The organism is Diplocloster hominis (assembly GCF_032380655.1).
Taxonomy (GTDB): Bacteria; Bacillota; Clostridia; order Lachnospirales; family Lachnospiraceae; genus Diplocloster; species Diplocloster hominis.
Map to the genome: position 1 here is coordinate 56809 of NZ_JAWDIY010000008.1, position 11502 is coordinate 68310.

The following is an 11502-nucleotide window of genomic DNA, read 5'->3' on the forward strand; positions in this document are numbered from 1 at the left end:
TTTAATTCCAGTTAGATATCTTCTTCATCTTGCGGTAGAGTGTGGCTCTGGATATTCCTAACTCCTGAGCGACCTGGGTTCGGTTTCCTTTGTATTGTTTCATCAGTTCGACGATACGCTGGCATTCGTATTCTTCATAACTGCTGTAGTGCTGGCTTAAGAATTCCGGCTCCAAAGTGTCCGGCTGCTTGGAGGAAGGGAACTGCTGCTGTGTTTGTGAAAAATCCTGTTCGTTTTGCAGTTCCGCAGGCAGGCATTCCAGGGTGATAATATCCTGAACCGACAGATTCACACAGCGCTCCATGACATTGCGCAGTTCCCGGATGTTTCCGGGCCATGTGTACTTCATTAAACATTCCATGGCTTTGGGGTCCAGTTCCCGCACGGATTTTTGGGCGCTTTCATTAAAATGCCGGATGAAATGATCCACCAGCAGCGGGATATCGTCCAGATGATTCCGAAGCGGGATCAGATCCAGACGCATCACGTTGAGACGGTAGTACAAATCCAGGCGGAATTTATTTTCTTCAATATATTTCATCAGATCCCGGTTGGTGGCAGCGATAATGCGCACATCCACGCTTCTGGGCTGGGAACCGCCCAGACGGCTTACCGTTCGTTCCTCGATCACGCGGAGCAGCACCGACTGCATATCCAGAGGCATCTCGGCGATTTCATCCAGAAACAGCGTGCCCTGGTTTGCCTGCTCGAATTTACCCATGGAGCCGCCTTTGCGCGCTCCGGTAAACGCCCCCTCTTCATAACCGAACAGCTCACTGCTGATCAGCTCTTTTGGAAGCGCCGCACAGTTGATGGAGACAAAGGGACCGTGGTTTCGGTCGCTGGCGTTGTGGATCGACTGGGCGAACAGTTCTTTTCCGGTACCGCTCTCTCCGCAGATCAGTACATTGCTGTTACCGGCTGCGATGCGGGCGGCCATTCGCTTACTGATCTCAAAGTCCCGGTTTTTACCGATCAGATTGTCGAAAGTATAGTAAGCGCCCTTGTTTACAAGACGATTGACATAACGCTGCACGTGCCTGGAATTGGTCAGGACTATGATATATCCCACGAGCTTCTGATCTTTGGTCATTGGCATAGCGTCCACATAGAAGTCGTTTTTCCCGGCGGACAGGCTGTTGAACACGATCGAACAGGACTTCACTTTTTCCTGACGGTACAGACGTTTCATGATATCCCCCAGCTCGGGATACAGTTGTTCCGGTCTCTTGCCGCAGACCACATCCTGACAGATATCAAAGGCTTCGCAGAACAGAATATTGACATCCATGATAATGCCGGCCTGATCCAGCAGGATATAGCAGGAATGATTGGCCTTGGCGTTAAACTCAGACATCAGATCTTTTAACTCATGGGAAGGATCTGTATAAAAATCCAGGGAACCCAGATAGCGGATTACGGAAAAATGAAGATCATCGGCCAGCTCCACAGGCATCACGTACATATTGATAAACGCGTCCTGGGCAAATATTTTGCTCTGCGGGAAAGTACGAAAATAGGGGAAAGCAATGGTCACATAGCCGGACAGAGCATCGGCATAGTGTTCCTGGCCGAATACCATGCAGGATTTTTTACCCTGGAGAGCAAGGGCGGCCGCGTTGGTACCTACCAGATTTTCCGACATATTGGTAGAGAATCTTAAATTTTTACTTTTCAGTTCATCCAGAAGCTTGCGGTTCCCTCCTTTGGAAAATACCGAAAGATTCCGATTCAGATAAAAGACAGCGACGCCGATGTTGGAAAGCAGGTCGAACTTCATCTGGTAAATAAATTCCGACTGCCTGCGGACATACCGGGAGCTTTCCAGGATATCGTTGGATGTGTGGGTGTCAGTGGCCTCCCGGATCAATACCTTCTGAGAAGCGTCTACGTTGGACTGCCGGCAGCGCACCCATGACTGATAGATATTTTCAGAAACGATACCCTTTTCCAGGAGTTCCCCTCTGAGAAAAGAATTTTTATATTTCCTGATGGCGTTTTCATCGTAAGTAAATTCCATGGCAGATTCCCCTTGACTATAAATAGGGCCTTTTGGCCGGGTTTTTAGCGCATTTTTATTATAGCATGAGTAATTTTGGAAATCCAGTAGAATGGGGGAGCGAATCCTTATATAGTTTTATTGTGATTAGAATAAAATCACGGTATACTGGTGACAGGAACGTATAATTTCTTTATAGAATTTATGGCGCAGCGCGCCGCGGGAGGTAAAAATGAAATATCCGGATATTCCACATATAGCAAATAACCCCAATATGGAAGGACAGTATTTATTGAAACAGAATATAACATATTCCGTGATTACCGGAGAAGAATTAAAACTAACGCTATTTTTACCCTGGAATCTGCAGTCCGGCGAAACAGAAAAGAGCCCAAAGCCCTTGATCGTTTTTGTACAGGGATGCGGCTTTAAGACGCCGAATCTGGAGTTTGAGATACCGCAGCTGGCGCAGATCGCGCGGGCGGGTTATATAGTGGCTACGGTGAGTCATCGCAACGCGCTGGAAGGACATCCTTTTCCGGCGTATCTGATCGATGTAAAATGCGCGATCCGGTATCTGAAAAGACAAGCTGCGGAATATGGGATAGACCCGGAGCGGGTGGCAGTCTGGGGCACCTCCTCAGGGGGGAACGCGGCGATGCTTGTGGGTCTGACGGCGGATGATCCGAGGTATGAGACGAAGGAGCATGACGGCTATTCGGACTCCGTCAACGCGGTGGTCAGCTGTTTCGGCCCGATGGAATTCGACGGCCTGATGCCGAAAGGTCCGGTGGATCGTTCGATGCTGCCTGCTATTCTGGGGAAGGACAGGGACTTGTGGCCGGAGGTGATCAGGGAGATGAGCCCGCTGTACCGGGTGGAACCGGGCAAAACATATCCGGCCTTCCTACTGATGCATGGTACCGGGGACGAATTGGTTGGCATTCAGCAGATGGTGGATATGTACCATAGATTATTGGATTCCGGGGTGACGGCTTTTGCGTATCAGGTGGACGGGGGACGGCATGAGAATAATTTCTGGAGCGCGGAGGTATATCGTGTGATCGGGGAGTTTTTTGCAGAGTACTGCTGATTTGCGGGCGTTCTCCTCAAGAACCCTATTAAAAGTTTGTTAAGTTTTGTAGAAAACGGTTGACACAGAGGCTTAAATCCCCTATGATATTGCAAAATAGTTTTGCGAAAGGAAATCTTCTGCCGCTATGTATGACGCCGCCAGCAGTGAGACAGACCAAAACGACGACGTTTTGAGAATTCAACCGGAACTTAAGAATAAGGCATAACCTGCATTCGAATGATGTGGGTTGTGCTTTTTGTTTTCTCTCTATACCGGATAATATACAAGAAAAGGAGTGTATTCATGGAACTGAAACTGACAGGAATCAGAAAGTCCTACGGAAGCAAAGAAGTGCTCAAGGACTGTTCCTTTACTTTTGAGAAAGGGAAGATCTACGGGCTTCTGGGCAGGAACGGAGCAGGTAAGACCACGCTCTTTAACTGCCTGACCGATGAGGTGCAGACGGATGGAGGAGAGGCGGTTATTGAGAAGGAAGGCAAAGAGAGACGGCCCCTTTCCCCGGAACAGATCGGCTATGTATTTTCTATGCCTGTGCTGCCGGATTTTCTGACCGGCTATGAATTTATTAAGTTTTATATGGATATTCACGACACAGAGATCCCCATGCAAAAAACGGTGGATGAATATTTTGATATGGTTAAGATCGAGCCGGAGGACCGGCACCGGCTGATCAAAGGATATTCCCATGGTATGAAGAATAAAGTGCAGATGCTTTGCTTTATCATAGCGCGCCCTCCCGTTATCCTGCTGGATGAGCCGCTGACCTCCTTTGATGTGGTGGTTGCTCTGGAGATCAAGCAGCTTTTGCGGGAAATTAAAAACGATCATATCATCATCTTTTCCACCCATATCTTACAGCTCGCAACCGATCTGTGTGATGAGATCGTAGTGCTCAGTGACGGCCGGCTGCAGCAGATTGACCACCAGATGCTGGGCAGCAAGGACTTTGAGAAGCAGATTATCGAGCTGCTGAAAGATGAGGATGCCCATGATTAACGCGTTAAAACAAATGACACAGCTGAAAGCCGCGCTGTGGGTGAATGCTTTTCTTTATTATTTTAAGAGGCTTTGGATTATAGGGAAATATGTGCCGGATTCGGTCTATTCGAATTACGGGTTGAAGAGAGGGCTTAGCATAGTGGCTGTTGTAGTCCGCCAGCTGATCGATTTTTGTGGGAAACCGATATATCTGGCCACAGTGGTTACGCTGCCCCTTATGCTGCTTTTGTACGGGAACCCGCAGTATGAGGGACAGGGGTTTCTTGTCATGGCTCAGATCCTGTTCTTCCTGAACTGCTTTTTGGGCGCCTTGGGAGACAGCCAGATTTTTGCGGTTACGAGGGATAAGATTATCTGTATCAAATACATACATATGAATGCGGCTGCGTATATCCGGGCCGCCCTGGCGTTCAAGTACATTCCCTTTTTTATCTATTATCTGCTGTGGCTGCTAATCTTCGCACGCATGTCGGGAGGAACGGTTTGGCAGGGATTCTTACTCTGGCTGCTTCTGGTTTCGTTCCGCATGATGGGAGAGGCGGCTCAGTTAATTATATTTGACCGTACGGGGAAGGTGATCTCCCGCAGTATGGGCTATAGCTGGTTTTTGATTACAGGCGGCCTTGCAGGCGCCGTTCTTCCTTTTCTATTCGGGTGGAAACCGCTGCTTGCATCCGTACTGACACATCCGGCTGCGGTCACGGCGTTTGCCGCCCTTGGGGGATGGTGCCTTTGGTATATCACGGTCGGATACAGAGGATATGAGAAGAAGTTTCACCGGTCCATCGATATCAACTTCCTGTTCTCCAACCTGGTAAAAGCGTCATCCGGAACGGCGGCGACCTTCAAAGAAGTAGAGATGAAAGAAAAGGATATCGCTATATCAGAAGCGGACAAAGAGAAATTCCGATATCTCAGGGGCTATGCTTACCTGAACGCCCTGTTCTTTGCACGGCATAAGCGCCAGCTGGTGAAACCCGTGTGCTTCCGGCTGGCGCTGGCGGCGGCGCTGTTCGGCGTGTCGGTAGTCCTCTGGTTTACAAACCGGGAGCTGGCGGTCAGGCTCAGTGAGAATATGACAGCTATGCTTCCCTCCTTCATCTTTATCATGTACTTCATGACCGTGGCTGACAAGGCCAGCCGGGCCATGTTCTACAACTGCGACAAGGATCTGCTCCATTATGCCTGGTACCGCCGGCCGGAGACGATATTGAAGAATTTCCAGCTTCGTTTTGTGAGGGTGGCGCTGTACGACCTTTTTATAGCGGGGGCGGTCTGCCTGGCAGCGGCAGGTTTCCGGCTGCTGTGCACCGGAACTGTGTTCGACATGGATATGCTGCTGTTTTGCTCCGCGATCCTTCTGCTTTCAGTGCTGTTTACCGTGCATCACCTCTGCCTTTACTATATCTTTCAGCCCTATTCTGAGAGCCTGAAGGTGAAGAATCCATTTTTCTCGGTCCTCAACAGTGTCATGTATATGCTGTGTTTTATCTGCCTTCAGATAGAGGTGGGCGGTTTTGCATTTACCATGACGGTGCTGTGCTTTACCGTTATTTATATACTGGCCGCGCTGGTGGCGGTGTACCGCCGCGCGCCGGTATCGTTTCGTGTGAAATAGTGACAGGGGTCCGTTACCATATAAGCGTGGACAGCGATTCCTGCGGGAATATAAGTTTCAGCGCCCTGCCCTGAAATCTGAGTACTGCAGGCAGGGGTTCGCTGCCGGCGTTGCAGATAACGGCCGCATACGATCCGTCCGGATTTTTAAAGGCGGTCATCTCCAAACGGTCTGTGTAGCGGGTGAAGCCGATCCTCACAGCCCCCGGAAGGATATAGCGGCTGAAATGTTCCAGATACTTAAGAGACATCTGCTCCTTAGCCTCGCCGGCGGCTATATTGCACATGACCGGCGCATCACAATAATTATGTACATGGTTCGGTCCGCCCAGGTGATCCAGCACGATATTCCAGTCGATGCTGACATGGGCGCCTCCATTTAAATTGCCGATGATATCATGCGCGTACATATAGGCGCTGGCTTTTTGGTCTCTGGGAAAACGGCTGTACTCGACGCAGCCTTCCGTGAAAAACAGTTTTTTTTCAGGAAAACGCCTGCGGACCAGTTCCAGGGCTTCAAAATGGTCTCCGGTATACCAGTGAAAAGCGCCGCTGCCCACATAGGCGTTGGTCTGCGGGTCCGCGCACACCGCTTCCAAACGTTCCAATAATCGTTCCTTATTATGATCCCAGACCAAGACGACAACATCCTGAAGTCCGTGTTTTTGGTATTCCAGTATGTATCGGCACAGATAGCGGGCCCAGCGTTCCCGGTACTGGGGAAGCAGTTTGCCCCCCTGGTTGCGTTCCGCGGTGGTCTTCATATACGCGGGGGGCGACCAGGGCGACAGCATTAATTTTAGTTCCGGATTCCGCTTCTGTGCTTCCCTGAGAATGGGGATGATTTCCTGTTCATCCCTGGACAGGCGAATACTGGAGAGGGTCCGTCTGGCCGCCTCTGATCTATATGGCTGTAGAAGGTCTTAAAATATGCAAACAGGATGGGTTTGCCAGGGAACTGGCCGAGAATCACGCATACCGTATGGCAGAGGTCCTGGAGACCACGAGCGATATCTGGGAAAATTATTGCAGTGAAAAGAGTACGCGGGGCAATATTTCCATGCACGACTATGGATGGTCCGCGCTGGGGGATACCACCTTGCTGATCGAGACGGTTCTTGGAATCCGTACTTACGCGCTGGAACACGAAGTGGCGTGGAATCCGATGCCGGAAAAATGTGGAATCCGTCGGCTCCCTTACAGAGACGGCCGGATAGAATTATCCCAACAGCCGGAGCGGGGACGTATCTTTGTCCGGGCTGTGCTTCCGACCGGAACGAAGTTAAACTATTGTGCAGGAAAGTACGAATATACTTACATCAGTGACGGCAGGCCGCATTTTTTCGACTACCCTCTGACTGCGGTGGGTGAGGAGGAACATCGGTGAAGAGCTGCGGCAGGAACACATTTGATCAAAGAAAACGAAATAATAAAAATGATAGTAGAAGGGGAGTATGTCGGGCTGGATGTGAAAGCTATGAGGACCACAACCCAAGAGGAAAGCTACCGTCATCTGCAAAACAGCCTGGATATTTTCCGTGCACTCGAGCAAAAGGTCGGGAGGTTTGATTATGACTTCCAGAAAAAATGTGTGGAAGAGAGGAACTTCGAAGCTCTGGAAATGTATGTGATGAGGCTGCTGATGGGTGTGGAGTAGCTTTATAACTCCGATCTATAACAGAGTAATCTTTCAGTCGATTTGGATGTCAATCTCCCGGTATCTGGTAACAAAGCCCTGATTCCCCTTATGAATGAGAGGTTAGGGAAGTTGAGGGGCTGATGGCGCTTACTTGCACCGGCCCCTCAGAATCTCGATCATACAGCGATGTTTCTTCAGTCCTCTGTCATAACTGATGCCCACTCCCAGTATACGGCCGGGATAGCGGGATTCTTCTCCGAGTTTTCCATAGAAGCGCAGGTCATACTTTTTATCCTTGATTTGCTGGATCGCGTCCTCAGGTGAGTGATCGATTTTTAATTCAAGAATGATACAATCAGCATTTTTATCTGTATCAGGATAAAAAATAAAATCAGCATATCCCACACCTGCCTTGTCTTCACGTTCTACCCGGTACGTATCTCTGGCGGCCAGATAAACCAGATTGACAATCGCAGCCAGCTCTGTCTCATTGTTGTAACTCAACATTGGAACTTCTGTATCATGTGCGATCTCCAGAATCTCAGACATGGTCCGCGTATCTCCGGAAAGAGTCGCTTTCAACATCCGCTCTGACTCTTTTGCCAGACGATATATATAACCAAGAGATGGTTCCTTTCGGAGCATATCCACAAATCTCCCCATCAATTCTTTATTGGGAATGGATACCATACCGTTCTCATAGCTAAGGAAACCATAAACAACCATGGCAGAAAAGATTTCTTCCTTTGTCTTAAGATTCATAGAGGTAGCTGCATACTCCCAAATCTTTATGGGAACTGCGCTTCCGGAAACCATTACTGCTAGATCGTCTCTCACTTCAGCTATATTCTTTTCTATATAATAATAGATTTCATCATAAGGTCCTGAACTGGTCCAATAATTTCCAAGATTATTATTTGTTAAAGAAGTGACTACTGAACGAGGATTATAAAGTCTTTCTCCGGACCGTGTATGATATCCGTCATACCAGCTCTTTAAACCTTCTCTTGTGACTTGCCTGGATTTGGCGGTATTCTTCACATAACGATCAAACAATAAATCAACTTCCTTTTCCGTAAAACCGAAACAATCAGAAAATCGCTCTTCTGTAACCATCGTATACTCAACAAACATATTCAGCTCAGATCCGCTTGAATATTTTGCAATAGGAAGAATACCTGTCATATAAACAAGAAGAACATATGGCCTGTCCTTTAACAAACTCCGCAGAAAGGCCAGAAACGCTTTTTTATCAGTTTCAGTCACAAAATCCTGATGAAAAATAAAATCCCATTCATCCAGAACAAAAATAAACCTTGCATTATCATCCGCAGCATAGATATCTATAAAAGCATCCACCGCATCCCCTTCCAGCTCCACATCCGGATACGCGATCTTCAAATCCTTAATCAGACGCTTTTCGATCCGGCCGATATACTCCGGATAGGATGCGCATTGCCCTGATATATCATTAAATGAAATATGAATAACTGAATATTGATTCCGAAATCTGTCGTACTCATCCACCCCCGAAATTTTCAGCCCCTGGAAAATATCCTGCGCATCACATACTCTGGAAAAAAAAGCGGCAATCATATTAGCCATGACCGTTTTCCCAAACCGCCTGGGCCTGGTAATGCAGATATGATTATTTCCTTCCCGCACCAGGGGAAACAGTTCTTTTAATAACAAAGACTTGTCAACAAAATACGGTTTTGCAGTCTCATTTCTATAAAGTGTATATGCGGTCTTACTATCCAAATAAACCCCCATAATTCCGCTCCCTTCCAAATTTACCTTCAAAAAAATCAACCAGACACGATCCCATGCTTTCCTGTTTCATTATAGCAGAAAATCCTTTCAGATCCCACAGGATCTTTTCGACAGTTAATTTTTAACTCCGATCGATAACAGAGTAAAATGATATATTCTGCTGAAAAAAGGGATGCATTTCAAGGCATCCCTTTTTATCCATATTAATATGAAATCCTTAGTTATTTATTCAAACTTAGAATCCATTTGCCTCAACCCCATATACGGCCTGTTCGTGTGTAAATCCTTCGTATTCCAGCTGATCAATCAGACTGTTCCGGGAAAATGAAGAAAAATCTAAATAGGACTTGGCTTTTATTGCCGCCTGTTCATTCCAGTCCGCACCGCAATTGTCTACTGCGTTTACCGCGTCTTCGTGTGTGAATCCTTCATATTCCAGCTGTTCCACTAACCCGTCGTAAGAAAAAGCGGAAAATTCTAAATAGGATTTCGCTTTTGCGACCGCCTGGCTTCCGCCCTCCAGTCCGCAGTTGTCCGCGCCGTATACTGCCTGGTCATGGGTAAAGCCTTCATATTCCAATTGGTCGATTAACCCGTCATGTGAAAAAGAGGAGAAGTTCAGATAGGATTTCGCTTTTACCACAGCCTGAGCATCCCAGTCCGCACCGCAGTTGTCCGCGCCGTATACAGCCTCCTCATGGGTAAAGCCTTCAAACTCTAATTGATCGACTAAACCGTTGTAGGAAAAGGCCGTGTAGGCTAAATAGGAATGCGCTTTCTGAAGGGCATTTTTTTGTCCCACAGTTGCTCCGGAAGCCTGGCTGTCCGTATTGCCGGGGGTGCCCGTACTGTCCGTATCGGTGCCGGATGCCTGCACCGGTTTTTCTGTACCGGACAGGGCATCCTGCTGAGGCACGGGAGTTTCGCTCTGGGCTTTAACAGGACCAGGAGATTCGGTCTGAACAGGAGCAGGGGTGGCCGTTTCATCCTGTGTACCGGAGCTGCTGTCTGCCGGCGTGACCGTGATACCCCCGCAGGCAGCCAGAGTGAATCCCATAAGGAGCGCAAGTGACAGTGCCAGAATCTTTCTCATTTCTCATTCCTCCCTCATAATTGTAAGATAATTAGTTTGCAGCGTGTCTGTCATATATACTATAATTCTAGCATATCCGGCATTTTATGACAAGGAACATGAAGGAATCTAATACTCCATTCAACTCTAAAAGTCAACATACATAATTTGAAGCAGCCAGCATATTATTTTAAGGAATGTTACTTAAAATAACATATTGGAGGTATGACTTTGGCAAATGACAGCAGATTTGTAGTTCTGTCGCTTGAATTGCATCTGTTCTTTTCAAGAATCATGAAAGAACACTCTTTGTTTCTAAGGGCAGGCTTCACCCCTGCGGACAGCTCTTTTGCAAACGAAGCTGAGCTATTTAAGCAAAAATTCGAAGATTTGTTATACTGTGCGGTTCATTTAAGCGATGGAGTCGTAAGCCGCAATGTTCTATGTTCCGGTGAAATCATCACGGAATTCACAGCATGTGCCGAATGGCAGACACAGCAGTTCACGGGAATCAGCATAAACCAGGAAATTACCGCTCACGAAGTCTGTCTGCGCCATGGGGAGAATCCCTGTGTCAGTGCGCAGCTGTGCGCTAATGTGCATCAATTGAACCGGGATGCCATTGAATTGCTGGATGGACTGATCGCGCTGAAAGAGTGCATTCTGCAAAATGTGCTCAGCTGTAAAATGTTTACTATGAATTACCCGCTGCTGATTGAACACATTATTCGTGAAGCGAAGTTATACCGTACATACGTAAGTAATCTGGAAAACGGAAGGGACTTTGATTACCGGAATATAAAACAGACGGAACAGTTTTGGAACCAGATCATGATGGAACACGCGATGTTTATCCGCGGCCTGCTGGATCCCTCAGAAAATGAATTAATCGAAACCTCCGATACCTTTGCAAAAGAGTATGCCAGGCTGCTTTCGGACTGCCGTGAGACCATGGATTTATCAATTGCGATGGACACAAATGTATCGCTTAATGAAACCTTGAAGTTCCGGGATTTTAAAAGTGCGGGAACAAAAGGAATCCAAGAATGCAGGATACGGTCGGTGATCCTGCCGCTATTGGCCGATCATGTGTTGAGGGAGGCTAATCATTATATTCGGCTTCTGACTGATTATAAATAATTGGTAATGCCGGTTCGGGACAGGGTCAAATTCCTTAAATTTGGGGATTTGGCCCTTCATTTTATCGTACACTGCTGTAAATAATAGAATAGATTCCCGAAACCGGCAGATTCTATACTAGTGTGCTGACATGTTCCTATTCCAACGAACAGCACTGTTCGTTAGAA

Annotated in this window: 10 protein-coding genes; 6 read left to right on the forward strand and 4 right to left on the reverse strand. The window is 47.5% G+C overall.

Going from position 1 to position 11502, the window contains the following annotated elements:
• Window position 1: 1 nt before the first annotated feature.
• Window positions 2-2020: a sigma-54 interaction domain-containing protein gene (locus tag ABC831_RS09395; RefSeq protein WP_343247887.1), complete on the reverse strand. Its 2019-nt coding sequence runs from the start codon at window positions 2018-2020 to the stop codon at window positions 2-4.
• 211 nt (window positions 2021-2231) lie between these two features.
• Here ABC831_RS09395 and ABC831_RS09400 point away from each other — a divergent pair, with 211 nt between their 5' ends.
• The 3 genes from ABC831_RS09400 (at window position 2232) to ABC831_RS09410 (ending at window position 5712) form a co-directional block, all read left to right on the forward strand.
• Window positions 2232-3092: an alpha/beta hydrolase fold domain-containing protein gene (locus tag ABC831_RS09400; protein ID WP_343247888.1), complete on the forward strand. Its 861-nt coding sequence runs from the start codon at window positions 2232-2234 to the stop codon at window positions 3090-3092.
• 285 nt (window positions 3093-3377) lie between these two features.
• Window positions 3378-4091 (forward strand): ABC transporter ATP-binding protein, encoded by a 714-nt coding sequence (locus ABC831_RS09405; RefSeq protein ID WP_343247889.1) that lies wholly within the window; start codon window positions 3378-3380, stop codon window positions 4089-4091.
• Entirely contained in the window at window positions 4084-5712 is a 1629-nt protein-coding gene (locus ABC831_RS09410; RefSeq protein WP_343247890.1) for a hypothetical protein, read from the forward strand. The genes ABC831_RS09405 and ABC831_RS09410 overlap by 8 nt, the downstream gene beginning before the upstream one ends.
• 13 nt (window positions 5713-5725) lie before the next feature.
• Here the strand turns inward: ABC831_RS09410 and ABC831_RS09415 are convergent, their stop codons facing one another.
• The gene (locus ABC831_RS09415) at window positions 5726-6583 is read right to left on the reverse strand and encodes a glycoside hydrolase family 30 protein (RefSeq protein ID WP_343247983.1); all 858 of its coding nucleotides are present in this window, start codon (window positions 6581-6583) and stop codon (window positions 5726-5728) included.
• 35 nt (window positions 6584-6618) lie between these two features.
• On the opposite strand from ABC831_RS09415, the gene ABC831_RS09420 reads away from it, so the two are divergent.
• Both ABC831_RS09420 and ABC831_RS09425 read left to right on the forward strand, forming a co-directional pair.
• Entirely contained in the window at window positions 6619-7098 is a 480-nt protein-coding gene (locus ABC831_RS09420; RefSeq protein ID WP_343247891.1) for a hypothetical protein, read from the forward strand.
• A gap of 48 nt (window positions 7099-7146) precedes the next feature.
• On the forward strand, window positions 7147-7368 hold the full coding sequence (locus ABC831_RS09425) for a hypothetical protein (protein ID WP_343247892.1): 222 nt from the start codon (window positions 7147-7149) through the stop codon (window positions 7366-7368).
• Window positions 7369-7497: 129 nt separating this feature from the next.
• On the opposite strand, the gene ABC831_RS09430 is transcribed toward ABC831_RS09425, so the two are convergent.
• Window positions 7498-9123, reverse strand: a complete 1626-nt coding sequence (locus ABC831_RS09430; protein WP_343247893.1) for an AAA family ATPase — start codon at window positions 9121-9123, stop codon at window positions 7498-7500.
• 235 nt (window positions 9124-9358) lie between these two features.
• Window positions 9359-10216: an Ltp family lipoprotein gene (locus tag ABC831_RS09435; protein WP_343247894.1), complete on the reverse strand. Its 858-nt coding sequence runs from the start codon at window positions 10214-10216 to the stop codon at window positions 9359-9361.
• A gap of 210 nt (window positions 10217-10426) precedes the next feature.
• Between ABC831_RS09435 and ABC831_RS09440 the strand changes: the two genes are divergently transcribed.
• Entirely contained in the window at window positions 10427-11335 is a 909-nt protein-coding gene (locus ABC831_RS09440; protein WP_343247895.1) for a DUF2935 domain-containing protein, read from the forward strand.
• Window positions 11336-11502 lie beyond the last annotated feature (167 nt).

Excerpts from the sequence above, each read along its gene's own strand:
- ABC831_RS09400 (WP_343247888.1), top strand. The coding sequence starts at position 2,232 with ATGAAATATCCGGATATTCCACATATAGCAAATAACCCCAATATGGAA.
- ABC831_RS09410 (WP_343247890.1), top strand. The coding sequence starts at position 4,084 with ATGATTAACGCGTTAAAACAAATGACACAGCTGAAAGCCGCGCTGTGG.
- ABC831_RS09405 (WP_343247889.1), top strand. The coding sequence starts at position 3,378 with ATGGAACTGAAACTGACAGGAATCAGAAAGTCCTACGGAAGCAAAGAA.
- ABC831_RS09420 (WP_343247891.1), top strand. The coding sequence starts at position 6,619 with ATGGCTGTAGAAGGTCTTAAAATATGCAAACAGGATGGGTTTGCCAGG.
- ABC831_RS09430 (WP_343247893.1), bottom strand. The coding sequence starts at position 9,123 with ATGGGGGTTTATTTGGATAGTAAGACCGCATATACACTTTATAGAAAT.
- ABC831_RS09425 (WP_343247892.1), top strand. The coding sequence starts at position 7,147 with ATGATAGTAGAAGGGGAGTATGTCGGGCTGGATGTGAAAGCTATGAGG.
- ABC831_RS09395 (WP_343247887.1), bottom strand. The coding sequence starts at position 2,020 with ATGGAATTTACTTACGATGAAAACGCCATCAGGAAATATAAAAATTCT.
- ABC831_RS09435 (WP_343247894.1), bottom strand. The coding sequence starts at position 10,216 with ATGAGAAAGATTCTGGCACTGTCACTTGCGCTCCTTATGGGATTCACT.